Genomic DNA, 24,593 nt, shown 5'->3' on the forward strand with positions numbered 1-24,593 from the left:
GTGGAATCATCCGAAGCGCGCGGGCATGGTCTTGGCGCCGTTGACGAAGTTCGATTCGAGCCGGGTCACCGGCCCGGTCAGGCGCAGGCGGGACAGATGCGGCAGCAGTTCGGTCAGCAGCGTCGACATCTCCAGCCTGGCCAGATGCGCGCCGAGGCAGAAATGCGGGCCGATCCCGAACGACAGGTGGGGGTTGGGATCGCGGCCGAGGTCGAGCCGGTCCGGATCGGTGAACACGGCCGGGTCGCGGTTGGCCGAGGTGTAGTAGACGACGACCTTGTCGCCCTCGGCGATGGGCTGTCCGGCGATCTCCGTGTCCCGGACTGCGGTGCGGCGGAACTGCATGATCGGCGTGACCCAGCGGATCAGCTCGTCGACCGCGGTGGCCACCGGCACCTCACCGGACACCAGCCTGTCCCGTTCGGCAGGGTTGTTCACCAGTGCCTCCAGTGAACCGGAGATCAGGTGACGGGTGGTTTCGTTGCCCGCCACCACCAGCAGCAGCCAGAAGCTGCAGAACTCGCGGTCGCTCAGGTGTTTCCCGTCGACCTCGGCGTTGACCAGCCTGCTGATCAGATCGTCGGTCGGGGTCTCGCGCCGGGACATGCCGAGCTTCATCGCGTAGGCGAACGCTTCGGCAAAGGTCCGGCGGTACGCCTCGACGTCGCCGCCGCCGAACTCCGGGTCGTCGAAGCCGACCAGCGCGTTGCTCCAGCGGTAGAGCAGGTGCCGGTCGTCCGGCGGGAACCCGAGCAGATCGCACAGGACCAGCAGGGGCAACTCGGCGGCGAAATCGGCGACGGCGTCGAACTCGGCGCCATCGGTGACCTTTTCCACCAGCCGCCGCGCGTGCCCGGCGATGCTGTCGCTCAGCCCGCGGACGGATTTGGGCGTGAACACGGTCGCGACCAGACGGCGGATCCGGACGTGCTCCGGGCCGTCCATGCTGACCAGCAGTTGCCGGGTCTGCTTGAGGTCGCCCGGCGTGCGCGGGTCGGGCAGGAAGGCGCCCTTGGCCGCGGACGAGAACTCCTCGGGCCGCCGTGACACCGAGTAGACGTCGTCGTAGCGCGTCACCGCCCAGTAGCCGGAGCCGCGCTGCGTGTTGCTGCCCGCGCTGGAATGCCGCGTCAGCAACGGTTCCGGGGTCCAGGCCACCGGTTCGGTCTCGCGACGACGGGCGAACTCCGCATGCGGAACGCCGTCGGCGAACGTCGCGGGATGCGCGATGTCCGGCCGCTCGATACCGATCGCGGCGAAGCTCTTGCGCAGCACGTCCTTGCGGAGTTTGCCGGTCGCCTCACGGGGCAGCCGCTCGATGACGTGATACGTCCTCGGGGTCTTGAAACCCGCCAAGGACTTGCGGCAGAACGGGTCCAGCAGAGCGAACAGGTCGGCTGGGGCATCGTCGGTGACCTCGACGACGGCGGCGACCCGTTCACCGAACTCGTCGTCGGGGACGCCGATGACGGCGACGTCCCGGACCACCGGATGGTTGAGCAGCACGGCCTCGATCTCGGCCGGGTACACGTTGACCCCGCCGGAGACGATCATGTCCTGCGCGCGTCCGGTGAGATAAAGGAAGCCGTCCTCGTCGAGGTGGCCGACGTCGCCGAAGGTGAAGGTGCCCGGTTCCAGATGCGCGGACCGCGTCTTCTCCGGGGCGTTGTGATACGAGAAACTCTTGCCTTTGACACGCCGGACGAACACCTGCCCGGAAGCGCCGGTCGGTTGCGGAGTGCCGTCCTCGCCGAGGATTACGATTTCGTTCGGGGGAATGGCCTTGCCGACGCTGCCGGGATGCGCGAGCCAGTCGCGTGAGCCGGCGATCGTGACCGCACCGCCCTCGGTGGCGCCGTAGTACTCCGTCAGCACGGGGCCCCACCAGTCGATCATCCGGCGCTTGACGTCCGGCGGGCACGGTCCGCCGCCGTGCCACACGCGGCCGAGGCTCGCCCCCGAGAACCGCGCGCGGACCTCCGGGGGCAGCCGCAGCAGGCGGATGAACTGGGTGGGCACCAGATGCGCGGCGGTGATCCGCTCGCGGTCGATGATGTCCAATGTGGACTCGGGGTCGAACGACCGGCGGATCACCAGCGTCGAGCCGAGCAGCAGCCCGAGCAGGGAGAAGAACAGCTGGGACGAGTGGTACCAAGGACCATCGAGCAGGCATCGTTCGCGCGACGGGACGTCGAGGACGACGTGCGCGTACCGGGTCAGTTTCGCCACCCGGGAGAACGGCGCGCCGACGACGAAAAGACCGTTCACCACGCCTTTGGGCGCGCCTGTCGTGCCCGAGGTGTACAACATCGTGGCGCCGCAGGTCTGTGCATCGGGTTCGGCCTGGGACATCCGCGCCAGCAACGGTTCCGCCGCTTCGAAACCGGCCTCGTCCGCGGAACCGGTGACGATCAGCGTCGCGCATTCCCCCGTGGACCGGGCGACCGCGCGGCCGGCCGTCTCGGCGTACGAGGGCTCGACGATCAGCGCCTTGCTCCCGGAATCCGAGACGATGTAAGCGATTTCGGGATCGGTGAGGTGCCAGTTGATCGGTACCACGGTGATCCCGGAGTGCAGGCACGCCAGGAGGACCTCGAAGGTCTCGCGGCGGTTGCCGAGGACGCAGGCCAGCCGGTCACCCTCGCCAAGCCCGCGGTCACGCAGCAGAGCGACCCAGCGGTTCACCCGCTCCCCCAGCAGCCGCCACCCGACCGCGCCCGCCTCGTCGACGATCGCGATCCCGGCCCCGTCCTCGGCGATGTAGTCGTTCAGTAGCGTCGGCATGACCTTTACCCCTCAGTCCAGCAGATCCGGTTGCGTGCGCACGAGATCGGCGTACAGCGGCCGGAAGTTGAGCCGCCCCATCCCCGGCGTGCCGATCATCGAGGCGGTGTGCCGCGCGACCGCGGGCTCGATCGGCACCGGCTTCCCGGCCGCCTCCGCGAGCAGTTGCACGTGACAAGAGCCGTCCATGGTGGTGAACCACCAGGCCGCCTCCTGCACCGTGCCGCCGACCGTGAGCAGCCCGTGGTTGCGCAGGATCACCGCCTTGCCCGTGCCGAGGCGGACCGCGATCCGCTTGCCCTCGTCGGAATCCAGCACCACGCCGCCGAACTCCTCGAAGACCTCGTGGTCCTCGTAGAACGCGCAGGCGTCCTGGGTGATCGGGTCGAGTTTGCGGCCCAGCGCGGCCCACGCGCGCCCGTAGGTGGAGTGCGCGTGGGCGACCGCGACGACGTCGGGCCGGGCCGCGTGGACGTGCGAATGGATGACGAACCCGGCCGGGTTGATCCTCCCGTCGCCTTCGACGACTTCACCCCGGCTGTCGACCAGCAGCAGGTCGCTGACCCGGACGTGTCCGAAGTGGACACCGAACGGATTGATCCAGAACCGGTCCGGGTCGCCGGGGTCACGGGCGGTCACGTGCCCGCCCGCGCCCTCGTCGAAACCGCGTACCGCGAACAGCCGCATGGTCGCCGCCAGGCGTTGCTTGCGGTAGAGCCGTTCCTCTTCGACGGTCTTCATCCGCAGCCGCCCGGGCTGTCCCAGTCGTAGGCGGCGCCCTCGTCCAGCAGTTCGGCGGGTACGCAGTACCACTGGTCGGTGGGCAGCTCGGTGACCGTGGCCTCCTGGTCGTCGCTCATGCGGCACGCTCCTCTCGGACCGTGGGCTGCCAGACGCCGAGGAAGCCGTCCAGCCGGTCGAATCCCCAGAAGCGGTGGCGGCCCCATTTGAAGTACGGGATGCCGAAGATGTCGTCGAGATAGGCCTGGTAGAGGCATTCGACGCCCTCGGCGCGGATCTCCGGGTCGTCGACGGCGCCCACGGCCAGTTCCGGGTCGAGCCCGGCCCGCTCGGCCGCGGCACGCACGATGCCGGGCTCGCAGATGTTCTCGCCGCGGCCCCAGCGCGCCTCGTTCAGCGCGTCGTAGAACGGCCACTCGACACCCTCGCGGCGGGCACGCAGCCAGGCCAGATGCGGCAGCTCCCACCACGGTTCGATGTCGATCGGCCAGGCCATCTTGTGACCCTGCTGCTCGGCGATCCGTTTGGTGTCCATCAGCATGTACAGATGCTTCGCGCGGCTCATCTGGACGTAGTGGAACTCGCCGCCGCGTTCGTCGAGGCCGGCCCCGGTGACGGTGTCCGGATCCCAGTACGGGAAGCACTGCAGCTGTTCGAGGGCACCGGGTACCTCGGCGCGCAGCTTGTTGATCGCGAGCCAGCTGTACGGACTGCGCAGCGAAAAGTACAGCTTGGCGGGCCGGGTCACGCCCGGTCCCCGATCAGCGCGTGCACGACACCCTCGTCCAGCTGGGCCATGCCGCCCGCGCCAGGGCCTGCCGCGATGGCGTAACCGTGCAGGATCTGGGCGGTCGCGACGGGCACCAGCTCCTGGCCACGCTGGACGTAGCAGTCCATCCGGCCGTCGAACATGACCCCGCGCAGGATGTCGGTGACGGTGAACACGGTGTGCACCGTCTCCTCCATACGCGCGTCCTCCAGCAGCCGGACGCGGGCGCGGGAGACGACCGGGATCCACGCGCGTTCGGACAGCATGCGGCCGACGGAGATGCCGCGTTCGGCGAGGTACCGGTCGACGACTTCTTCCAGCGTCCGGACGAAACCGGAGTGCTGGACGCGGTCGGAGTAGTGGCAGTAGAAGTACGGTGCCCGCCAGGACCACAGGAACGCTCCCGGAGCCGCGGTCAGCACCGACTCGGCGGTCTCGCCAGCCGGGATCGCGATCCGCTCCACTGTGGACGTCAGTGCCGGGATCTCCAGCTGAGCCAGCGCCTCGGGCGCGGGCGCCGTGCTGTCGGCCGCCCGCTCGCGGACCAGCGCGACGGTGACCTTGCCGCGCAGCACGGTGACCTTCTCGCCGTCGCGGACCACCGAGAGCTGGACGTTCAGCTTGTCGCCGCGGCCGGGGGTGACCTCGACTTCGACCTCGTCGTCGAGTTCCAGCACCGCGGGCAGCTGCACCGAGCAGTCCACGATCTCCGCGCCGAGGCCGTGTTCGAGGAACAGGTCGCGCGCACTCGTGCCCTGGTCGCGCAGCCACTGCAGGACACCCTGCTCGACCAGGTACATGAAGTGCTTGAAACCGATCCAGGTGCGGATGTTGGCGCCCTCGAACGCGGGGCGGCCGTGCGTGACGGTCCGGCTTGGCCGCAGGACTGCGGTCATCGGAGCTCACCTACCTTCGGAATGGTCCGGACGTCTTCGACGAGGCCGGTCACCTCGGCCGCGGCGTACCGGGCGTAGCGAACGTGGAAGAAGTGGTCGCCGCGGTCGAGCGTGTGCAGCGTCGCCCCCGGCATGCCGTCGGCGAGAGCGCGCGCCGATTCGGCGGGCAGCGTCGGGTCCATACCGCCGACCAGCACCTTCGTCGGGATCTCGACGTTGCCGAGCTGGAGGTCGGCGCTGGCGGCGTAGCGGTCGAACACCGCCGCGAAGCCGAGCGGCCCGGCGCGGTTCAACGCGATCTTGACCATGCCGTCGACGACGTCGGGGTCCAAAGTGGCCGCTCGTTTGCCGAGCCGGGCGCGGACCCCTTCGCCGACGTGCGCGGTGAACGTCTCGCGCGAGCGCTCGAACATCCGCCACGTCACCTCGAACCGGGGCAGCCGGTAGAACGGGCAGAACAACGCCACGGACGAACCGACGCGCGGGTCGAGCCGGCACATCAGGTCCAGCGCGGCGTTGGCGCCGAACGAATGCGCGACGAGGACGTCCGGGGTGGCGCCGACCATGTCCAGGCCGTCGCCGAGCCATTCGCCGAAGGAGCGGTTGCGCCAGCGGAAGTCGTTGCCCGCCTTCCACGGCAGTTCCAGCGAAACGACCCGGTAGCCCTGGTCGAGATGCGCGGCCAGCGGCGTCCAGCTCTTCCAGTGGCCTTCCATCCCGTGTGCGAACAGCACCAGCGGCGCACCGGGCCTGCCGGGCGAGATCGTGTGCGCCTTCACCGCCGAACCGTTCACCGGTACCCCATCTCATCGCTGTGGTGTGTGACGGCGACCGAAACCGACGGCCCGCCGTCCGGCCGGTGCGGGCCGATGCCCACGCGGCCTTCGCCTTCCGCCACGGCGAGGTGGGCGGCGAGCGCGAGCTCCACGACCCCGTGCGCGCCGTAGAAGTCGCCCCACCGTTCCTTGACGTCGAAACCGCCGGATCCGACCGTGCGCCGGGGCAGCGGCGCGGCGTCCCCTGGGTCGATGTCGACGACCAGGGAGCTCGCTTTCTCGCGCCAGGGTTCGAGGATCACGCAGGCGCTCCCGGACCGCAGCGGTCCGTCGTGCAGGATCGAGGCGATCTCGTCCTCCGGTTCGGCGCCGACGAGCACCACCCGCGTGGCCCGGCCGGAGCGCAGCAGCAGACTCGCCATCCGCAGGCCGGCGTGCCCGGCCGTGCTGCCGGAACACAGCATCAGGTTGGGGCCGCCGAAGCCGAACCACAGCGCGACCGTGCTGGCCACGACGTTCGGCGACACGTTGGGCGCGTCGAGCACGCTCACCCCGCGGCCGCCTTCCGCCTCGACCGCGCGCGTGACCTTCGCGACCGTCTCGACGTTGCCGAGGTTGCTGCACGCGACCACGGCTGTGCCGGTCTCGATCGGCCCGGTGACCCGGTGACCGGGTTCGAAACCGAGGGCGCGGTGCACCGCGCACAACGCCAGCCGGGTCGAGGGTTCCTTGTACAGCATGCCTTTCCGGCCGAGTACGGTGGCGGCCTTCTCCGGCGGCACGCCGTCGAACTCCTCGATCCCCAGCAGGTGCAGGCTCCAGCCGGTGAGCAGCAACCGGGTTTTCATACCCGCTCCAGGAGGGTGACGGCGTTGACCCCGCCGAAGCCGAACGAGTTGACCTGCACGAGATCCGGCCGCGCGACGACCGTGTCCCCGATGACCAGCCGCAATCCGATGCCCTCGTCGAGCGGGTCGGTCAGGCCGGCGACCGCGGGGACCTCGCCGGAGGCGAAGATCCGCAGCGCGACGTCCACATTGACCAGTGCGGCGCTGCCCGAGGTGTGACCCGTCGAACCCTTGACCGCGGTGACCAGTGGATTCCCGCCGCCACCGAGCACGACCTTGCGCATCGCCTCGCATTCGACCGGGTCGTTGAGCGCCGTGCCGGTCGCGTGTGCGACCACCACGTCCACATCGGACGGTGCGCGGTCCGCACGCGTGTAGGCGTCGGACATCGCGCGGGCGATGCCCTCGATGTCCGGCGCCGTGGCGTGGTGGGCGTCGCAGGAGAGGCCGGTCGCGGCGACCCGGCCGAGCGCCGGGCCGTCCCAGCTCTCGGGCACGACGACGAGCGCCGCCGCACCCTCGCCGAGGAGTACGCCGGTGCGCTCGCGGTCGAACGGGCGCACGCGTTCGGTCGGCGTCTCGGCGACGCGGCCGACCATGGCGAGCATCGACCGCGTCATCGCGTCGGCGGCGGCGACCACGACGGCGTCGCATTCGCCCAGTTCCAGCATGTCCTGGGCAAGCGCGAGGACATGGCCGCCGGCACTGCACGCGTTGACGACCGTGGTCACGTATGCGGCGCCGGGCAGCGTTTCCGCCACGACGTCGGCGAAGTCCAGCCGTCCGGCGGACACCGGCTCACCCGTGAGCGCCAGCCGTTCCACCGCGGACAACTCGCGCAGTCCCGTGCCGACGAGGACGGCGACCCGTTGCGCCGCCGTGTCCACTTCGGACTGCGCGACCGCTTCCTTCAGGCATTCGGCCAGGAGCCGTCCCGCGCGGAACGGCTCACCGGCCAGCTCGGCGTGGTAGCCGTAGGCCACGTTCAGCTGCCCGGAATCGCCGTACCGCAACGGTGAGACGCCACAAACCCCGTTGAGCAGGCCGTCGAACGTCTCCGCCCCCGAACCGAGGCAGGTGCGCACCGCGCTACCCGCGATCAAGACCGCCATCGGCGTACCTCCTCACGATGGCGGCGCCGACGGCACCGTCCGCGCCCCGCGCGGTGAGCAGGCTCAACCCGCCGGGGCGGGCATCGCGGTCTTCGGCCAGTAGGACACCCAGCGCCACCGCGCCGGAGGCCGCGTCGCATTCGCCGAACAACCGCTTGACCATGACCCGTTCCGGGCGGTGGCCCAGCGCTCGGACGATCGGGTCGTACTCGCGCTCGTCGCCGTCTTCGACCTCGCCCGTGTACACAGTGGACACTTCGGCCGCGTCGACGGCCGCCTTCGCCAGCACGCGGTGCACACATCCGGCGAGCGCGGTTTCGGCCGCCTCACCACCGCCAGGCCCGTAGGCCGTCGCGACCGCGAGGACTCCGGCCCGTTGCCGCGTGCCCGCCCACTCCGGAGTGTTCTCCTTGGCCAGTACGAACATCCCGGCCGCTTCACCGGCGGCGACCACGTCGGTCGCCCCGGTCAGCTGGGTCGCCCACGCGCGGTGCGGGGTGAACTCCTCCACCGCACCCGCGACGACCACGTCGACATGACCGCGCTCGATGGCGTTGCCGGCGTACCGCAGCACATTGAGGAAACCGAGGGTGCCGCCCGCGATGGTGGTGTTCGCCCCTCGCAGACCGAACCGGATGGCGACCTGGCCGGCGGCGCAGTTCATCACCGTGTTCGGGAACAGCATCGGGTTGACCAGGTACGGCTTGTCCTGCACCAGGGTCTCGCGGGTGTAGTCGCTGGTGGACTTGAAGCTGCCCAGCGAGGTCCCGAGCACCACCCCGATCCGCGGCCGGACCTCGTCGTCGAGGGACACCCCGGCCTCGCGCAACGCCTCCTGGCAGCACACCACGGCCAGCCCGGTGGCCCGGTCGAAGGTGCTGGTCCCCTTGCGCCCCAGATGTTCGCGTGGGCTGAAGCTGGGGAGGAAGTGCCCGCTCGTCGCGGGCAGCGGCTCTTCGTAGAGGTCGCCGATCTCGTGGCCCTTTTCGACTTGGCCTGCCTCGGCCAGAGCGAGCCGCTTCGCCAGTGCGTCCACGCCGACGCCCGCGGAGGTCAGCGCGCTCCAGCCGGTCACCACCACACCACTCATTCCGGCGCTCCCAACATCACGATGGCGTTGTTGCCACCGAAGGCGAAACCGTCGTTCTGGACCACCCGCACGTTCGCCGGGCGGGCCGCGTTCGGCACCGGGTCGACGCCCAGTTCCGGATCCGCGGTGGTCCAGTTGACCGTGGGCGGCAGGAAACCGCGGTCGATCGCGATGGTCGAGGCGATCGCCCCGAAGCCGCAGGCCGCGCCCATGGTGTGGCCGAGCATCGACTTGATCGAGCTGATCGGCGGCGGCCGCTCGCCGAAGACCTCGATCACGGCCTTGCTCTCGACCAGGTCGTTCACCTGCGTGCCGGTGCCGTGCGCGCAGATGTAGTCCACATCGGACGGTGAGATGCCGGAGTTGCGGTGTGCGATGCGCATGCACTCCGCGACCGTCGGCGCGTCCGGCGTGACCGGGTGGATGGCGTCGCAGTTGACGCCGTACCCGAGCAGTTCCGCGTAGACCGTGGCGCCCCGTTTCCGGGCGTGGTCGTAGGTTTCCAGGGTGAGCACGGCGCCACCCTCGCCGGTGAGGATGCCCGCTCGGTCCTTGTCGAACGGGGTGCAGGCGTCCTTCGCCAGCGCACCGAGCCGGTAGAACCCGGCGTGCGCCCAGCGGCACACCGAATCGGCGCCGCCGGCGAAGACGACGTCGGCCTCGCCACCGGCCAGCAGGTCGTAGGCGTAGCCGATCGCGTAGTTGCTCGCCGAGCAGGCGGTCGCGATGGTCATTGACTCGCCGGACAAGCCCAGCTCCTCGCTGACCGCGTTCGCCAGCCGGTTGGCGGGCAACTGGGTCAGCAGGGCCGGGTCCTGCGCGGCGAAACCGCCCTCGATGATCTGCGCAGTGAGCGCCTCCGCGACCGCGGACTCACCGCTGGTGGTGCCCATGATCGCGTGGGCACGCCCCGGCGCCACCGACGTCAGGTCGAGCCGGGCGTCGGCGAGCGCCAGCCGTGCGGCGCTCGCCGCGAACTGGCTCGACCGGCCCCACCCCGCCGGGTCGACCCGGCGGAGATAAGCCGCCGGATCGAAGGTCTGGACCTCGCCCGCGTTCCGGTGCGGGAACCCGGCCGGGTCGAAGCTGGTGATGGGCGAGATCCCGGATCGGCCGGTGCGCAGCGCCTCGGCGAACGCGGCTATCCCGATCCCGATGCTCGACACCGGGCCGACCCCGGTCACGACAACGCGGACCACGGTTCATCCCTTCTTGACGGAGTGCCGGATCAGGGCGTCGTTGACCGCCTTGAGCGTGCGCAGCTCCGGCAGTTCGGCCTGCGGGATCTCGATCTTGTACTGCTTGTCGATCCTGGCGAGGATCTCGATGGCACGCAGGGAGTCGGCCTCGTAGTCGTCGATGAAGTCCCCGTTGTCCTCAAGTTCCTCGGGCTCGAGCTCGAGCACCTCGGCGACCAGCTCGCGGAGCTCCTCGAGCTGGGTGTCGGTCTGCGTCATGACGATCCTCCGGTTTCGTTGTCCGCGTGCGGTTCTCACGCCGCGGGCCGCACAGGGCGCCGCGTCGCGGTCAAGGTGGTGACGGTGGCGATCAGGCGATCACCGGCCCAGGTCCGGCCGGTGGCGAAGGCCGTGTCGGCCAGTACCGATTCCAGGCGGACCTCGTGGCGCAGCACGTCACCAGGGCGGGCGGCGGCCGTGAAGTGGTAGTCACGGGCACCGATGAACATCAACGTCGAGTCGTCGTCCTCGACCGGCGCGCGGCCGTCGAGCCAGAGGAGCGCGGCACTCTGTCCGAACGACTCGATCATCAGCGACTTCGGGTAGTCGTAGCGGCTCGCCGGTGCTCCGTCGGGAATCCCGGCGTAGCACGGCTCGGTGCCGGTGACCGCCTTGATCGTGACGATCGACTCGCCGGGGACCAGGTCCAGCACCCGGTCCACCAGCAGCAGCGGATACCGCTGCGGCAGCAGGATCCGGATGTCGTGGTGCTCGGTCATTCCGCGTCCTCCTCGAAGGTGGCGCGGACCTTGGCCGTCGTCGTCTCGCCGAGTACGGCCCTACCGATGACTTCCCAGCCGTCCCGGATGCGCTTCGCGGTGACCGTGAGCACCATGAGGTCGCCGTCGAGCAGCGGCGCCAGGAACCGGACCGAGCGGACGGTGCGCAACCGTGCGTTCACGGCCTCCCGCATCGCCTGCTCCAGCGTCTCGATGACGAAGACGCCGGGGTACACGGCCTGGCCGGGGAAATGCCCGCGCAGGTTGGGTTCCTTGCCGTCCACGGTGATCCGGGCGACGAGCTCCAGTTCGTCCCCGTGCTGCCGGACGTCCAGCGTGTCGACCGCCCGCAACGGCGCGGCGTAGGCGGGAATCAGCGTCACAGCGTGATCCCCCCGTCGATCTGCAGTACCTGTCCGGTGATGTAGGAAGCGCGGTCGGAGACCAGGAAAGCGACCAGTTCGGCGACGTCCTCGCCGGTGCCGAACCGCTTGGCCGGGATCTGCGTGAGCGCCTTGGCGCGCTGCTTCTCACCAAGGGAACCGGTCATGTCCGTCTCGATGAAACCGGGAGCGACGACGTTGACCCGGACACCGTGCCCGGCGACCTCCTTGGCCAGCGACTTGCTGAAGCCGATGATCCCGGCCTTGCTGGCCGAGTAGGCGGTCTGGCCAGCGTGGCCGTAGACGCCGGCGACCGAGGACATGTTGATCACGACGCCGCCGCGGTTCTTCATGAACCGGAAGGCCATGGTGCGGCAGAAGTTCCAGGTGCCGGTGAGGTTCGTGGCGAGCACCGCGTGCCAGTCCTCGGCGCTGGCGAGCACCAGCGGGCTGTCCTTGGTGATCCCGGCGTTGTTGATCAGCAGATCGATCGGGCCGAGCTGTTCCTCAGCGTCCTTGACGAATCGTTCGACCGCTTCCGAATCGGAGACGTCACATTCCGCGAAATACGAAGGGACCCCGACGGCGGCGATGTCCTCTTCGGTTTCCTCCGACGCGGCGCTCGCTTTCGAAAAACACCCCGCGACGGCGTAGCCCTCCTGGGCCAGCCGCAGCGCCACGGCCCGGCCGATCCCTCGTGAAGCCCCGGTGACCAGGGCCCGGTGGTGCTCCGCCACGACGCCTCCTCGTTTTCCAGCACAATTTGTTTCCATTTTAAGAAGCGCGGCGCAAACTATTCTTCTCATCGTTTGCCGCGAGCTCCGCGAGTACTTCGGCGGTGTCCGCGCCCGGCCGCGGCGCACCGTGGCGGACCTTCGTCGGCGTACGGGAGAATTTCACCGCGGGCCCGACGATCGGCGCGGTGGTGCCGTTGCTCAGCACCGTTTCCTGAAGCATCGCCCGCGCTTGGACATGCTCGTCGGCGACGGCTTCGGTGAGCGTGCGCACCGGCGCGGCGACGAGCCCGCGGCCGTTCAGCACGTCGAGCGCTTCGGCGAGCGGACGTCCCGCGCACCAGCCGGAGATCATCGTGTTGATCGCGTCCCGGTTGGTCATCCGTTCGGCGGCCGTGCGGAACCCGTCCGCGAGACCGAGTTCCGGTCTGCCGATGATCTCGGCGAGCGCGCGCCAATGCCGGTTGATCGCGACGGCGAGATACAAATGGCCGTCCGCGCATTCGTAGACATTGGCGGGTACGACGAAATCGGTCTCGTTGCCCACCCTCGGCGGCGGGGCGCCCGTCGCGGCGAGGGTCGGCAGGCCGCTGCTGCTGGCGAGCAGACAGTCCACCATGGACACGTCGACGTGTTGTCCTTCGCCGGTCCGGTTCCGGTGCGCCAGCGCGGCGAGCGCGCCGATAGCCGCGTGCAGGCCGGCGAGCTCGTCGGCGAGGAACGTCGGAGCGCGCACAGGCGGCCCCTCGGGCAGGCCGTTGAGCGACATCCACCCGGCCGCGGCCTGGATCGCGGGATCGTAGGCGGGCAGATGCGACTTCGGGCCGTACTGCCCGAATCCGGACACTGACACGAAAACGACGTCCTCGCGTGCCGCCCGGCAGGCCTCGTACCCGGCGCCCCAGCCGTCCAGCGTGCCGGGTTTGTAGTTCTCGACCACGATGTCCGCGTGCGCCACCAGTTCCAGGAAGCGCGTTCGGTCGGTGTCGACGCGCAGGTCCAGCCCGGCACTGCGTTTGTTGCGGTGCACGGTTTCCCGGAACCACGACAGCCCGGTGCCGGGAATGTTCGGCGGCACCTCGCCGTCGTGGCCGTCGGCGAGTTCGATGCGGACCACGTCGGCCCCCATGTCCGCCATGACGCAGGTGGCGAGCGGACCGGACCAGACCTTGGTCACGTCCAGGACGCGCACACCCTCCAGCGGGCCGGCCGAACCTGCCCGTGCCCGGCGGAAGAACTCCTCTTCGCGCATGGTCAAAGCCTTTCCAGCAGTGAAGCCGTGCCGAGCGAACCGCCACAGCACATGGTGATCAGCGCGGTCGACGTATCGGTGCGCTCGAGTTCGTGCAGCGCCGTCACGAGCAGCCGGGTCCCGGTCGCGCCCAGCGGGTGGCCGAGCGCGATGGCGCCGCCGTTGACGTTGACACGGTCGATGTCCGCGCCATGTGCCTTAGCCCAGTTCAGCACTACCCCGGCGAATGCCTCGTTCACCTCACAGATGTCCACATCGGACAGTCTGCGGCCGGTCCGGCGCAGCACCCGTTCGGTGGCTACCACAGGGCCGTCGAGCAGGTAGTAGGGATCGGCGCCGGTGACGACCTGGCCGACCAGCCGCGCCCGCGGCGTCAGGCCGAGCGCACGGGCCTTTCCGTACGACATCCAGAGAATGGCGGCGGCCCCGTCGGAGATCTGCGACGTCGAACCGGCGGTGTGCACCGCGCCCTCGATGTTCGGCCGCAACGCGGCGAGCCCCTCGCGAGTGGTTTCACGGATACCCTCGTCGCGGGTGACCGCGCCGACCGGGGAGACTTCACGGTCGAACCGGCCCTCCTGCCACGCACGCGCCGCGCGCTGCTGGGAGAGCAGCCCGTAGTCGTCGGCGTCCGCGCGCCCGATGCCCTCGCGCGCGGCGATCCGCTCGGCGCCGCCGAACTGGGCCTTCGGCGGGTCGTCCCACGGATAGTCCCGCGTCTTGTAGTGCCCGGGGCCCTGATAGAGATTCGTGCCGATCGGCACCCTGCTCATCGACTCGACGCCGCAGGCGATCCCGGTGTCGATCGCGTCCGCGGCGATCAACGCGGAGATCAGGTGGTTCGCCTGCTGCGCCGATCCACAGGAGACGTCCACTGTGGAGCATCCGACGGCCGGGTCGTGGCCGGAGTTGAGCCAGGCGTTGCGGGTGACGTTGAGGCTCTGCTCGCCGGACTGGGTCACGCAGCCGCCGATGATCTGATCGACGTCGCCGGGTTCGATACCGGCGCGGGCGATGACCTCCAGCTGGACGTGCCGCATCAGCTCGACGGCCTTCAGCTCGGCGAGCACCCCGCCGCGTTTGCCGAGCGGGGTGCGGACGGCGGAGACGATGACCGGGGTCCGGTCGTTCAGCGCGGCCACGGGCGAGTACCTGCCTCTCCACCGGACGGGGTGCCCGGCTTCCCCATCGTGGTGCGGCCCCCGGCGGGCGAACGTCTCACGGATTGCGGAGCCGACCAGCGGTTCTCCGTAGTTGCGGGAATCGCTCGCGCGCCCCCTCACGATCATCGACGCTGGTTATGGTGCGTACATGCGGCTGGACGACAGCGAAGATCAGGCGGCATTCCGGGCTGGCCTCAAAGCCTGGCTCGCCGGACAGTTACCCGAAAGCACGCCGAGCGCGCCTCGTGTTTGGTCCGCCGACGAATTGCGCGCCTGGAGCAAGGCGTTGCACGCGGCCGGATACGCGGGTCTGACCTGGCCTGCGGAACACGGCGGGCGAGGGCTTTCCCCCGCGTACCAAGCGATCTACGCCGAAGAGAGCGCGCTGGCCGAGGCGCCGGACCACGCCGGGGTGATCGGGCTGGGCATGGTCGGGCCCGCGATCGTCCACTATGGAACGGACGCGCAGAAGGCCACCCATCTCCCCCGCATCCTTTCCGGGGAAACGATCTTCTGCCAGGGCTTCTCCGAACCGGACGCCGGCTCGGACCTCGCATCGGTGCGCACCCGCGCCCGCCGCGTCGACGGCGGCTACGTCGTCGACGGTGAAAAGGTGTGGTCCTCCTACGCCCATTTGGCCGACCACTGCCTGCTGCTCGCCCGCACGGACCCGGACGCGGCCAAACACCGCGGGCTGACCTGCTTCCTGCTCGACATGCGCGCACCCGGCGTCGAAGTGCGGCCGCTGCGGCAGTTGTCCGGCGACACCGATTTCAACCAGATCCTGGTGAGCGGCGTCGAAATCCCCGACGACTGTGTACTCGGCGAACCCGGACAGGGCTGGCGGGTCGCGCTGACCACCCTCGCGCATGAACGCGGCACGTTCGGCATCACACTCACCGCGCGCCTGGCAGTCCAGCTCGACAGGCTGGTCAAGACCGCCAAGGCGTGCGGCGGCGACACCGACCCGCGGGTCCGCGCCGAGATCGCCGAGCTTTACGTCGATCTGCAGGGCCTGCGCTTCACCGGATACCGCGCGCTGGCCGCGATGGAACGGACCGGCGAACCGGGACCGGAGAGCTCGATCCTGAAACTGCGCTGGTCGCAGGCGAACCAGCGAGTGAGCGCGCTCGCGCTGCGGCTCCTCGGCGCGGGCGCGGCGGACGACGGGGCCGACGCTTTCTGGGGCGGCTACTGGCAGCACCAACGGTTGCGCAGCCGGGCCAACAGCATCGAGGGCGGAACGTCGGAAATCCTGCGCGGCATCGTCGCGGAACGGGTCCTCGGCCTGCCGAAATCACGTTAGCACCGGTTGGCGGAGCTGAAGATGGACGAGAAAAGTGAGCGAACGCGTGAACCCGCCCGGCCGAGGGCCCCGCTATCGCGGTGGCAGGGCGCCCTGCCGACCGTCGTGAGGTGCAAGACCAAGCCGCGGCCTGCCGACGTCGATCGCGGACGCGGGTTCACCAAGGCAGTTAGGGAGTATCGATGGACTTCGCGCTGACCGAGGACCAGACCGGGCTCAAGGCCGCCGCCCGCACCTACCTCGAGGACACGTACGGCCTCGAGCGGATCGCGGCGCTGGCCGACGACGGTGAGCAGGACCTCGCCGCGTGGCCCGAGCTGGTCCGGCAGGGCTGGCTGGACGCGGATCTCGGTCTGGCGGAGTTCGTCCTGCTGGCCGAGGAGGGCGGCCGTGCGCTGCATCCGGTGCCCTGGTTCGCCACGGCCGGGCTCGCCCTGCCGGTGTACCGGGCCGCGGGCGTCGAACCGCCCGGCCCCGCGACGTTGGCCGACGGCGGCGACACCTGCCGCGCGGCACGCCGCGACGACGGCTGGCGGCTGGACGGTGCGGTGCAGGCCGTCCTGCACGCCGACGTCGCCACGGAGATCCTGGTCGCCGCCCGTATCCCGGCCGGGGTGGCGTTGTTCGGCGTCGACCCGGCTGCCGTTTCGCTGTCCGCGCGAGACGGCGTCGACCCGCTCCGGGCGACGTCGGATATCGCGCTGGCCGGCGCCGAGGGACGGCTGCTGATCGGGCCGCCTGACGCCGCGCCACTGCTCACCGCGATCCGCGGCCGGGCGACGACCCTGCTCGCGGGCGAGGCCATCGGCGTCGCGGACCGGGCGCTGGCGATCGCCGTCGAGCACGCGAAGGCGCGGACCCAGTTCGACCGGCCCATCGGTTCCTTCCAGGCGGTGAGCCAGCAGCTCGCCGATGGCTACGCCGAGGTCGAGCTCGCGCGTTCGCTGGCCTACCGCGCCGCTGGAGCCGCCACGGCGGAAGCCGTGGCGTGCGCCGCGCACGCCGCGAGCCGCGCGGCGATCACCGTCTGCGAGACGGCGATCCAGGTCTGCGGCGGGATGGGCGTCACCTGGGAATTCCCGCTGCACCGCTGGTTCCGGCGCGCGTTGTGGCTGGAGGCGGAACTCGCCTCGGGACCGTTGGAAGCGATCGCGCACTCACTGTTCGGGGAGCACTCATGAGCCTGCAACTGCACTGGTTCCTGCCGTCACACGGCGACGGGCGGGAAGTCGCCAAGACCGCCGACGGTGTCGCGGCACCCGGCGCCCGGCGCGAACCGGACATCGAGTACCTGACCCAGGTCGCGCTCGCCGCCGACCGCTTCGGGTTCACCGGGATGCTCACGCCGTTCGGGTTGTTCTGCGAGGACCCGTGGGTCGTGGCGTCGGCGCTGGTCGGCGTGACACGGTCGGTGAAGTTCATGATCGCGATGCGGCCGGGCTTCGTCTCACCGCTGCTGGCCGCGCAGACCGCGGCGACGTTCCAGCGCGTCTCCGATTCGCGGCTGCTGCTGAACATCGTGACCGGCGGTGACCCCGACGAGCAGCGCCGCTACGGCGACTGGCTCGACCACGACCAGCGGTACGCGCGCACCGGCGAGTTCATGGACGTCTTCCGCCAGGCGTGGCCGGGTTCGCGGTTCGACTTCACCGGCACGCATTACACGTTGAAGGCCGGCATGGTCGCCCGCCCGCACGCGGTGCGGCCGACGTTGTTCCTCGGCGGTTCTTCCTCGGCCGCGCTGGAAGTCGCGGCCGCGCAGGCGGACGTCCTGCTGATGTGGGGCGAAACGCCCGCGGCGATGGCCTCACACCTCGAACGGTCACGCGCGCGGGCGGAGGCCTTGGGCCGCTCGTTGCGTTTCGGCACCCGATTCCACGTGATCAGCCGGGACACCTCCGCCGAAGCGTGGAAGGTGGCCGACCAGCTGCTCGCCGGCATGGACCCGGCCCGGATCCGGCAGGCGCAGGAACGGTTCGCCGCCACCGAATCCGAGGGCCAGCGGCGGATGGCGGCGTTGCACTCCGGCAGCACCGACTCGCTGGAGATCCACCCCAACGTCTGGGCGGGCTACGGCCTCGTGCGTCCCGGCGTCGGCACGGCCTTGGTGGGCAGCCACGAAGAAGTGGCCGAACGGATCGAGGAATACCATGCCCTCGGACTCGACCACTTGATCCTTTCCGCTCAGCCGCACCTCGAAGAGGCCTACACGTTCGGCGAAGGCGTCATGCCGCTGCTGCGGAAACGCGGGCTGCTCGCGGACACGCTCTGAGGTCCACGGGCGCTTCGGCGCGACTCGCGTGATTGGACGCGGAACTCGCGTGATCGAAGGCGTAACTCGCCGCGGTCCGGCCGTCGAGGCGCTCACTACCTGGCCCCCCGACCCCAACCCTTGTAGTCCGTGAAGGCCTCCTTGAGGGACCCAGAGTCCCTCAAGGAGGCCTTCACGGACCGACCACCTGACACGACTCAAGACGTGCATTGAGGCCTTCGGGCGCTTATCCTCTTACTCGACGGTGGAGGAATTGGGACACGCGACGTCCCAATTCCTCCATCGCCGTTTTGTTCCGGCCGCGAGCGTCAGCTGAAGCTGATGACCACGCCGCCGCCGTTGCCGGCGGCGTCACCGAGGCCGACGACGCAGGTGATGGCCTTGCAGTCCACCGTGCCGTAGCTGCTGCCGTCGGGCAGCACGCCGGTGAAGGTCTTCTGCACGGTGACCGAGGCCGAGATCTTGCCGGTCGCGTCAGCGACCAGCGACTGCTGCGAAGGGCTGCACGGGAACTGCCCCACCGCGTCCTGGGCGCACTCGCCGACGCGATAGGTACCGCCCGGCGTCAGGCCGGTTCCGACCACCTGGACCACCGCGCCGTCCGAGAGCCCCGACGACGGCGTGACCGTGACGGCCGCCGCGGCGGAGGCACCAGGGGCGACGACGGCCAGGAGGCCGAGAGCGGCGATGGCGGAACCGGCGAACTTGGCGACAAGCTTTGCGGACACAGTAATCACTCCGATTCATTGACAGGGATTTTCCGACTTCACCAGGCGCGGGTTCCGTTACCCCCCGGCGTCCTGGTAACAACGTTACGATCATCGGACCTAGATCGTCAACGATTTCTTCGAGCAGTTTTCGAGTAGGCCGTAAGAAAAAAGGTGCAATAAACTCGCGCGCTTCGTGCGTAATTCATATGTCGCGGGCAAGCCAGGAGAAGAAGGCGCGAGTGCGCGCGCGGGAACCTGATTCAGTGACCTCTGCGACCTCTTCCAGCTCCGATTTCCTGTTCGGTGGCGCGCCAGAAAGGCACGCCGCCTATACCGCGCTGCGCGAAACCGGTCCGGTCCGGAGGATCACGCTCTCCTCCGGCACCAGCGGCTGGCTGGTCAGCGGCTACGCCGAAGTCCGCCAGGCTCTCGCTCATCCGGGGCTGAGCGGGCGCACCGGCGTCGTCGGCGACCGGCGCGGACTGTCCGAGGACGTCCGGCTCGGCATGAACACGCATATGCTGAACCTCGACCCGCCGGATCACACCCGCCTCAGAAAGCTGGTGTCCGCCGCGTTCACCGTGCGCCGGATCGCGCAGCTGCGCCCCAGGATCGAGGCCATCACAGCGGAACTCCTCGACGCCGTGGCCGACTTCGACGAGGTCGACCTGATCAAGGCGCTCGCGCTGCCGCTGCCGATCCGCGTCCTCACCGAGATGCTCGGCGTGCCCGAGGACGAGGCCGGCGCCTTCCACGGCTGGACCGAGATCCTCACCGCCAGCGCGCTCCCCGTCGACGAACTCGACGCGGCGGCCGCCGAAATGCTGCGCTATGTCAGGAAACTTCTCGCCGAGAAGCGCGAGAACCCCGGCACGGACCTGCTTTCCGCGCTCGTCACGGTGCACGACGGCGAAGACCGGCTGACCGAGCACGAACTGACGTCGATGGTCTTCCTCCTGCTCATCGCCGGGCACGAGACGACCGTTCACCTCATCGGCAACGCCACTCTCGCCTTGCTCGAGAACCCGGCGCAGCTCGCCGCGCTGCGCGCGAATCCGGACGGGATGCCCGCCGCGGTCGAGGAGTTCCTGCGCTACGAAAGCCCGGTGCACGCGGCGATGCGTTACTCCACCGCGGAAGTCGAGCTCGGCGGCGTGACGATCCCGGCCGGCTCACTGGTCATCGTGTCGTTGCTGGCCGCGAACCGCGACCCCGCCCGATTCCCCGGGGCGGACACACTGGAGCTCGACCGCGCGGACAATCCGCAACTCGCCTTCGGGCACGGCATCCACCACTGTCTCGGCGCGCCGATGGCGAGACTCGAAGGCGGAATCGCGCTCGCCGCCCTGCTCACGCGGTTCCCCAAGCTGCGCGAGGCCGTTCCCGCGGAAAGTCTCCGCTGGCGTGTCAGCATGGTGATGCACGGCCTCGAAGCACTTCCCGTCCGACTTCGCTGACTATTGTCCTCAAAGGACACTTCGCCGGTGAACGCGGGCGGCAAACGCGCAGGCTGGGATAAGACGCGGCCGAAACCGCGGTGCGACACTTTCGGAGACGATCACGAATTCGCGGTGCGTATCTCACGTCCGTGAGCCGCGTCATCTCCTATTCCTGGGAAGGGAGTAGAACGTGTCCCAAGACCTAGGCACCCCGGTCACGAGCACCCCGCCGCGGGGCGCTGCCCCGCCCGCGCGGACGCCGAAGAAGAAGACCAAGACGGGGTTGTCCGCACTGGCGGCCAAACGCATCGCCGTCCTGAGCGCGCTCGTCGCCGGCGTCGCCTACGGGTGGGGTATCGGCGGGAACGCCGCACACTACGCCTACGCCGCCGCGGTCCGCAGCATGTCCCAGAACTGGCACAACTTCCTTTACGGCGCTTACGATCCCGCCGGGTTCATGAGTGTGGACAAGGCACCCGGCGCGCTCTGGTTGCAGGCACTTTCCGTCCGTGTCTTCGGCTACGAGACGTGGGCGCTGCTGTTGCCCGGCGTCATCGCGGGCGGCGTCTCGGTGTTCGTCCTGTTCGTGCTCGTGCGCCGCTGGGCCGGGCACGCTCCGGCGGCACTGGCCGCCGTACTCCTCGCCGCGACGCCGATCACGGTCGCGGCCACCCGGGTCAACCTGCCCGACTCGACGCTGATCCTGACGCTGCTCGTCGCGACCTACGCCTTCTGGCGGGCGCTGGAGAAGGCGTCGCCGCGCTGGCTGCTGCTGACCGCCGTGCTCGTCGGCGTCGGCTTCCACATCAAGCTCGCCATGGCGCTGGCCATCCTGCCGGTACTCGGCATCGTCTACCTCGTCGCCGCGCCGACCTCGGCGGGACGCCGGGTGCTGCACCTGCTCGGCGCCGGCGCGGTCACCGCCGCGGTGTCGTCGATCTGGATGCTCATCGTGTCGTTCACGCCCGCGGGCTCCCGCCCGTACATGGACGGCAGCACCTCGAACTCGGTGTGGCAGATGGTCTGGTCCTACAACCTCTTCGACCGCACGGACGCCGCGAAGGCGGGGAACTCGGCTGAACTGCCCGTCCTGCCCGACGGCAAGGTCACGCCGGTCGACCAGGGCGGCGACACCGGCGTGTTCCGGCTGTTCAACGACCTGATCGGCGGCCAGATCTCGTGGCTGCTGCCGCTGGCGCTGCTGCTGCTCGTCGTCGGCCTGGTCGCCGCGGGCCGCGCTCCGCGCACCGACAAGCAGCGCGCGGGCTGGCTGCTGTGGGGCGGCTGGCTCGTCCTCTTCGCCGGCGCGCTCAGCTTCTCGCAGAGCATCCACCCGTACTACACGAGCATCCTGGCACCGGCCATCGCCGCGATCGGCGGCGTGGGCCTGCACTTCGCCTGGACGACGCGCCGTCACCCGTGGGTGTTGCCGGTCGGGCTGCTCGCCACCGGCGCCTGGGCGTTCGTGCTGATGAGCCGTTCCGGCGACTACGTGCCGTGGCTGCGGCCTGTCGTCGCGGTCGCGGCCGTCCTCGCCGCGGCGCTGGTCCTCTTGCGCCGCACGGGGAAGTTCGCCGTCGTGACCGGGGCCGTCGCCGGGGTCGCGCTGCTGGCCGGGCCGGTCGCCTGGGCGGCGCCCACCTTCCAGCCGCCGACGGATCCGCGTACGGCGATGTTCCAGAACTTCAACCCGCTCGCGGGACCGAACCCGAACGCGCTCTCCACCGGCATCGACCTGACGAAGTTCATGGCGGGCGGCCCGAAGCCCGGCGCGGCAGGCGGGCAGGCCATGCCGTTGCCCCCGCCGATCATGTTCCAGATGATGCCGTCGGACGCCGATCAGAAGCTCCTCGGTTTCCTCAAGGCCAACGACCGCGGCGAGCGTTTCGACCTGGCGACCTTCGGCGGCACCGGCGCCTCGCCCTACATCCGGGCGGGCCTGTCCGTGATGCCGATGGGCGGCTTCGTCGGCACCATGCCGATGCCGACCGCCGCCGGTCTCGCGGAAGCCGTCCAAAGTGGACAGGTTCGGTTCGTGTTGTTCGGCGGATTCGCCTACGACAGCCCGACCGCGCTCGCCCGCAAGGACTGGGTGGTGCGCAACTGCACCCGCGTCCCGCCGCCCGCCTACACCGCGAACCCGTGGATGGGCTTCACCTCCGCCCTGTTCGACTGCAAACCGGGAGCGTGATGCCCGATGACGGCTGAACTCACCGCGGCACCCCGCCTCGCCCCGGGAAGCCGCACGACGGCGACCGTCGAGATCGTCATCCCGGTGCTCAACGAGGAACGTGCCCTGCACGGCTGCATCACCACGCTGAGCGCGTTCCTCGGCGACGGCTTCCCGTTTCCCTGGTCGATCACCATCGCCGACAACGGCAGCACCGACCGGACCTGGGAGATCGCCACCGAACTGGCCGAACGGAACCCGCGCATCTCCGCGCGGCGGGTGCCGGTCCGCGGCCGGGGCGCGGCGATCAAGGCGACGTGGGGAGCCAGCACCGCCGACATCGTCGCCTACATGGACGTCGATCTCTCGACCGGGTTGGAGAGCCTGCTCCCCCTGATCGCGCCACTGGTCAGCGGACACTGCGAGATCACCATCGGGACCCGGCTCGGCCGCGGCTCGCGGATCCGCCGCAGCCTCAAACGCGAGATCGTCTCCCGCACCTACAACGCGATCACGCGGCACGTGTTCGGGCTGCGCAGCACCGACACGTCCGCCGGCTTCAAGGCGGCCCGGCGCGACGCCGTGGCCGGGCTGCTGGAAGCGGTCGAGGACGACCACTGGTTCTTCGACACCGAGATGCTGATGCTGGCCGAGCACAACGGGCTGCGGGTGCACGAGGTGCCGCTGGACTGGGTCGAGGACGTCGATTCGCGGGTCAAGGTCACGCAGACCGCGATGGGGAACCTGAAGGGCCTGGTCCGCGTGGGCCGGGCGATCGCCGCCGGGAAAGGACGGGTGAACGTGCCGGAGATCCCGCAGTTGCGCGCCACCCATCCCGACGCCGTGCTCGCCGAACCACGGGCCGCGACCTTGGCGAAATTCCTGGGGTTCGCGGTCATCGGTGTCATCTCGACGGTGCTCTACACGCTCCTGTACCTCCCCTTGCGGGTACCGCTGACGCCGGCGGGGGCGAACCTGGTCGCGCTCGTGCTCGTCGGGGTGGCCAACACCGAGGCGAACCGGCGCTGGACGTTCAACCGCGGCGGCGGGCACCGGCTCGGATTGCACACCCGCGCCGCGATCCTGTTCGCCACCACGTATCTGCTGACCACGATGGCCGTGACCGGGCTGCACCTGATCGCCCCGGGCTCCGGGCCGGTCGTCGAACTGCTCGTGCTCATCGTCGCCTACGGGCTGATGACGCTGCTGCGGTTCGTGGCCCTCGACCGCTGGGTCTTCGCCCAGCACCGGAAGGAGCACGGGTGAAGACGGCGGACGTCACACGCATCACCGAGATGGAGGACCGCCACTGGTGGTTCCGGGAAAAGCGGCACCTGCTCGCCGACGAGCTGAACCGGCTCGGCCCGCCCGGCCGCGCGCTCGACATCGGCGCGGCGGGCGGCGGCAACACGCGGGTGCTGCGCTCGCGCGGCTGGGACGTCGTCGCCACGGACTACGACGAGAACGCCGTCGAAATCGCGCGCTCACGCGGTCTCGACGCGATCCACGCCGACGCCCGTGACCTGCCCCTGCCGTCTTCGTCGTTCGATCTGGTGGTGGCCTTCGAAATCCTCGAGCACATCCAGGAAGACGACCAGGCCGCGGCGGAACTGTTCCGGGTGCTGCGGCCCGGCGGCTCCGCGCTGATCAGCGTCCCGTCCGGAATGGACCTGTGGTCGGCGCACGACGTCGCGGTGCACCACGTGCGCCGCTACGACCGGGCTGCGCTGCGGAAGGTCATCGAGGACGCCGGCTTCGTCGTCGACGAGCTTTGGAGCTGGAACGTCCTGCTCCGGCCGGTAGTGGCGCTACGGCGGCGATCGGCCCGCGGGAACGAGCTCAACGAGCACACGCCCTGGCTGGTCAACCGTGCCCTGACCGCGATCGTCACGGCGGAGCGGTACCTCCCGACGCGCTCGCGGCGGGGCGTCTCGCTGATCCTGAAGGCCCACAAGCCTTAGCGGCTTGCTGGGAAGGCCCCCTTGCTCGCGCCCGGCGTGAGGAAGGGGGCCTTCGTGTACCTGGCCGGTGCTGCGGCGGGGGCCGCGGGTGGGGTTCTGCCGCCGGTTCGCGGTGGCGGTACAGGGGTGGTGGGGGGGGGGGGGCATTAGGAAAAGAGAGGGTGTGGTTATGGGGTTTGTGAAAACACCGGAGCACCCCCCGACAACACCCCCCACCCGCGCCGCCCCCC

At 69.9% G+C, this 24,593-nt stretch carries 24 protein-coding genes; 7 read left to right on the top strand and 17 right to left on the bottom strand.

The genetic code is table 11. The features are described 5' to 3' along the window. Positions 1-6: 6 nt before the first annotated feature. Genes ACIHAO_RS24735 through ACIHAO_RS24810 form a run of 16 tightly spaced genes read right to left on the bottom strand, consistent with a single transcriptional unit; the run spans position 7 to position 14,484 of the window. Entirely contained in the window at positions 7-2,784 is a 2,778-nt protein-coding gene (locus ACIHAO_RS24735; RefSeq protein WP_396561524.1) for a cytochrome P450, read from the bottom strand. A 12-nt stretch (positions 2,785-2,796) separates the two neighbouring features. Next, on the bottom strand, positions 2,797-3,525 hold the full coding sequence (locus ACIHAO_RS24740; RefSeq protein ID WP_396561526.1) for a class II aldolase/adducin family protein: 729 nt from the start codon (positions 3,523-3,525) through the stop codon (positions 2,797-2,799). Continuing rightward, the gene (locus tag ACIHAO_RS24745) at positions 3,522-3,644 is read right to left on the bottom strand and encodes a hypothetical protein (RefSeq protein ID WP_396561528.1); all 123 of its coding nucleotides are present in this window, start codon (positions 3,642-3,644) and stop codon (positions 3,522-3,524) included. The genes ACIHAO_RS24740 and ACIHAO_RS24745 overlap by 4 nt, the downstream gene beginning before the upstream one ends. Next, on the bottom strand, positions 3,641-4,273 hold the full coding sequence (locus ACIHAO_RS24750; RefSeq protein ID WP_396561530.1) for a 2-hydroxychromene-2-carboxylate isomerase: 633 nt from the start codon (positions 4,271-4,273) through the stop codon (positions 3,641-3,643). The genes ACIHAO_RS24745 and ACIHAO_RS24750 overlap by 4 nt, the downstream gene beginning before the upstream one ends. Further along, positions 4,270-5,190, bottom strand: a complete 921-nt coding sequence (locus tag ACIHAO_RS24755; RefSeq protein WP_396561532.1) for a thioesterase — start codon at positions 5,188-5,190, stop codon at positions 4,270-4,272. The genes ACIHAO_RS24750 and ACIHAO_RS24755 overlap by 4 nt, the downstream gene beginning before the upstream one ends. Further along, positions 5,187-5,984 carry an alpha/beta fold hydrolase gene (locus ACIHAO_RS24760; protein WP_396561534.1) on the bottom strand — a complete coding sequence of 266 codons (798 nt, stop codon included), beginning with the start codon at positions 5,982-5,984 and terminating at the stop codon, positions 5,187-5,189. Before ACIHAO_RS24760 ends, ACIHAO_RS24755 begins: the two co-directional genes overlap by 4 nt. Continuing rightward, complete coding sequence (locus ACIHAO_RS24765) at positions 5,981-6,814, bottom strand: beta-ketoacyl synthase N-terminal-like domain-containing protein (protein WP_396561536.1); 834 nt, start codon at positions 6,812-6,814, stop codon at positions 5,981-5,983. Before ACIHAO_RS24765 ends, ACIHAO_RS24760 begins: the two co-directional genes overlap by 4 nt. Beyond that, entirely contained in the window at positions 6,811-7,926 is a 1,116-nt protein-coding gene (locus tag ACIHAO_RS24770) for a beta-ketoacyl synthase N-terminal-like domain-containing protein (protein ID WP_396561538.1), read from the bottom strand. Before ACIHAO_RS24770 ends, ACIHAO_RS24765 begins: the two co-directional genes overlap by 4 nt. Then, the gene (locus tag ACIHAO_RS24775) at positions 7,904-9,016 is read right to left on the bottom strand and encodes a beta-ketoacyl synthase N-terminal-like domain-containing protein (RefSeq protein WP_396561540.1); all 1,113 of its coding nucleotides are present in this window, start codon (positions 9,014-9,016) and stop codon (positions 7,904-7,906) included. The genes ACIHAO_RS24770 and ACIHAO_RS24775 overlap by 23 nt, the downstream gene beginning before the upstream one ends. After that, a complete protein-coding gene (locus tag ACIHAO_RS24780) occupies positions 9,013-10,215 on the bottom strand; it encodes a beta-ketoacyl-[acyl-carrier-protein] synthase family protein (RefSeq protein ID WP_396561542.1) in 1,203 nt (400 codons plus the stop codon). Before ACIHAO_RS24780 ends, ACIHAO_RS24775 begins: the two co-directional genes overlap by 4 nt. Before the next feature lie 3 nt (positions 10,216-10,218). Further along, positions 10,219-10,473 carry an acyl carrier protein gene (locus ACIHAO_RS24785; protein ID WP_005155526.1) on the bottom strand — a complete coding sequence of 85 codons (255 nt, stop codon included), beginning with the start codon at positions 10,471-10,473 and terminating at the stop codon, positions 10,219-10,221. A gap of 35 nt (positions 10,474-10,508) precedes the next feature. Beyond that, complete coding sequence (locus ACIHAO_RS24790; RefSeq protein ID WP_125792125.1) at positions 10,509-10,973, bottom strand: 3-hydroxyacyl-ACP dehydratase FabZ family protein; 465 nt, start codon at positions 10,971-10,973, stop codon at positions 10,509-10,511. Further along, positions 10,970-11,356 carry a 3-hydroxyacyl-ACP dehydratase gene (locus tag ACIHAO_RS24795; RefSeq protein ID WP_396561545.1) on the bottom strand — a complete coding sequence of 129 codons (387 nt, stop codon included), beginning with the start codon at positions 11,354-11,356 and terminating at the stop codon, positions 10,970-10,972. Before ACIHAO_RS24795 ends, ACIHAO_RS24790 begins: the two co-directional genes overlap by 4 nt. Then, complete coding sequence (gene fabG / locus ACIHAO_RS24800; protein ID WP_396561547.1) at positions 11,353-12,093, bottom strand: 3-oxoacyl-[acyl-carrier-protein] reductase; 741 nt, start codon at positions 12,091-12,093, stop codon at positions 11,353-11,355. Before fabG ends, ACIHAO_RS24795 begins: the two co-directional genes overlap by 4 nt. Before the next feature lie 37 nt (positions 12,094-12,130). Continuing rightward, positions 12,131-13,342 carry a CaiB/BaiF CoA-transferase family protein gene (locus ACIHAO_RS24805; RefSeq protein ID WP_125799526.1) on the bottom strand — a complete coding sequence of 404 codons (1,212 nt, stop codon included), beginning with the start codon at positions 13,340-13,342 and terminating at the stop codon, positions 12,131-12,133. A gap of 2 nt (positions 13,343-13,344) precedes the next feature. Beyond that, positions 13,345-14,484, bottom strand: coding sequence for a steroid 3-ketoacyl-CoA thiolase (locus ACIHAO_RS24810; protein ID WP_396561575.1), 1,140 nt, complete (start codon positions 14,482-14,484; stop codon positions 13,345-13,347). Between the two features lie 169 nt (positions 14,485-14,653). Here ACIHAO_RS24810 and ACIHAO_RS24815 point away from each other — a divergent pair, with 169 nt between their 5' ends. The 3 genes from ACIHAO_RS24815 (at position 14,654) to ACIHAO_RS24825 (ending at position 18,083) form a co-directional block, all read left to right on the top strand. Next, a complete protein-coding gene (locus tag ACIHAO_RS24815) occupies positions 14,654-15,811 on the top strand; it encodes an acyl-CoA dehydrogenase family protein (RefSeq protein ID WP_396561549.1) in 1,158 nt (385 codons plus the stop codon). 182 nt (positions 15,812-15,993) lie between these two features. Next, complete coding sequence (locus ACIHAO_RS24820; protein ID WP_396561551.1) at positions 15,994-16,992, top strand: acyl-CoA dehydrogenase family protein; 999 nt, start codon at positions 15,994-15,996, stop codon at positions 16,990-16,992. Beyond that, on the top strand, positions 16,989-18,083 hold the full coding sequence (locus ACIHAO_RS24825; RefSeq protein ID WP_396561553.1) for an LLM class flavin-dependent oxidoreductase: 1,095 nt from the start codon (positions 16,989-16,991) through the stop codon (positions 18,081-18,083). The genes ACIHAO_RS24820 and ACIHAO_RS24825 overlap by 4 nt, the downstream gene beginning before the upstream one ends. Before the next feature lie 308 nt (positions 18,084-18,391). Here ACIHAO_RS24825 and ACIHAO_RS24830 read toward each other — a convergent pair whose 3' ends face one another. Next, positions 18,392-18,811: an enediyne antibiotic chromoprotein gene (locus ACIHAO_RS24830; protein ID WP_396561555.1), complete on the bottom strand. Its 420-nt coding sequence runs from the start codon at positions 18,809-18,811 to the stop codon at positions 18,392-18,394. A gap of 245 nt (positions 18,812-19,056) precedes the next feature. Between ACIHAO_RS24830 and ACIHAO_RS24835 the strand changes: the two genes are divergently transcribed. From ACIHAO_RS24835 to ACIHAO_RS24850, 4 genes are all read left to right on the top strand, one after another. After that, positions 19,057-20,250, top strand: a complete 1,194-nt coding sequence (locus ACIHAO_RS24835; RefSeq protein ID WP_396561557.1) for a cytochrome P450 — start codon at positions 19,057-19,059, stop codon at positions 20,248-20,250. Positions 20,251-20,422: 172 nt separating this feature from the next. Beyond that, complete coding sequence (locus ACIHAO_RS24840; RefSeq protein ID WP_396561559.1) at positions 20,423-22,423, top strand: ArnT family glycosyltransferase; 2,001 nt, start codon at positions 20,423-20,425, stop codon at positions 22,421-22,423. 6 nt (positions 22,424-22,429) lie between these two features. Continuing rightward, positions 22,430-23,668, top strand: a complete 1,239-nt coding sequence (locus ACIHAO_RS24845; RefSeq protein WP_396561561.1) for a glycosyltransferase — start codon at positions 22,430-22,432, stop codon at positions 23,666-23,668. After that, complete coding sequence (locus ACIHAO_RS24850; protein ID WP_396561563.1) at positions 23,665-24,363, top strand: class I SAM-dependent methyltransferase; 699 nt, start codon at positions 23,665-23,667, stop codon at positions 24,361-24,363. The genes ACIHAO_RS24845 and ACIHAO_RS24850 overlap by 4 nt, the downstream gene beginning before the upstream one ends. Positions 24,364-24,593 lie beyond the last annotated feature (230 nt).

Origin of the sequence: Amycolatopsis sp. NPDC052450, from assembly GCF_044547565.1 — a bacterium.
GTDB lineage: Bacteria > Actinomycetota > Actinomycetes > Mycobacteriales > Pseudonocardiaceae > Amycolatopsis.

Bases quoted from the DNA above. Each gene is read 5' to 3' on its own strand.
- ACIHAO_RS24735 (WP_396561524.1), bottom strand. From the start codon at position 2,784: ATGCCGACGCTACTGAACGACTACATCGCCGAGGACGGGGCCGGGATC.
- ACIHAO_RS24740 (WP_396561526.1), bottom strand. From the start codon at position 3,525: ATGAAGACCGTCGAAGAGGAACGGCTCTACCGCAAGCAACGCCTGGCG.
- ACIHAO_RS24745 (WP_396561528.1), bottom strand. From the start codon at position 3,644: ATGAGCGACGACCAGGAGGCCACGGTCACCGAGCTGCCCACCGACCAG.
- ACIHAO_RS24755 (WP_396561532.1), bottom strand. From the start codon at position 5,190: ATGACCGCAGTCCTGCGGCCAAGCCGGACCGTCACGCACGGCCGCCCC.
- ACIHAO_RS24765 (WP_396561536.1), bottom strand. From the start codon at position 6,814: ATGAAAACCCGGTTGCTGCTCACCGGCTGGAGCCTGCACCTGCTGGGG.
- ACIHAO_RS24770 (WP_396561538.1), bottom strand. From the start codon at position 7,926: ATGGCGGTCTTGATCGCGGGTAGCGCGGTGCGCACCTGCCTCGGTTCG.
- ACIHAO_RS24775 (WP_396561540.1), bottom strand. From the start codon at position 9,016: ATGAGTGGTGTGGTGGTGACCGGCTGGAGCGCGCTGACCTCCGCGGGC.
- ACIHAO_RS24785 (WP_005155526.1), bottom strand. From the start codon at position 10,473: ATGACGCAGACCGACACCCAGCTCGAGGAGCTCCGCGAGCTGGTCGCC.
- ACIHAO_RS24790 (WP_125792125.1), bottom strand. From the start codon at position 10,973: ATGACCGAGCACCACGACATCCGGATCCTGCTGCCGCAGCGGTATCCG.
- ACIHAO_RS24805 (WP_125799526.1), bottom strand. From the start codon at position 13,342: ATGCGCGAAGAGGAGTTCTTCCGCCGGGCACGGGCAGGTTCGGCCGGC.
- ACIHAO_RS24815 (WP_396561549.1), top strand. From the start codon at position 14,654: ATGCGGCTGGACGACAGCGAAGATCAGGCGGCATTCCGGGCTGGCCTC.
- ACIHAO_RS24820 (WP_396561551.1), top strand. From the start codon at position 15,994: ATGGACTTCGCGCTGACCGAGGACCAGACCGGGCTCAAGGCCGCCGCC.
- ACIHAO_RS24825 (WP_396561553.1), top strand. From the start codon at position 16,989: ATGAGCCTGCAACTGCACTGGTTCCTGCCGTCACACGGCGACGGGCGG.
- ACIHAO_RS24845 (WP_396561561.1), top strand. From the start codon at position 22,430: ATGACGGCTGAACTCACCGCGGCACCCCGCCTCGCCCCGGGAAGCCGC.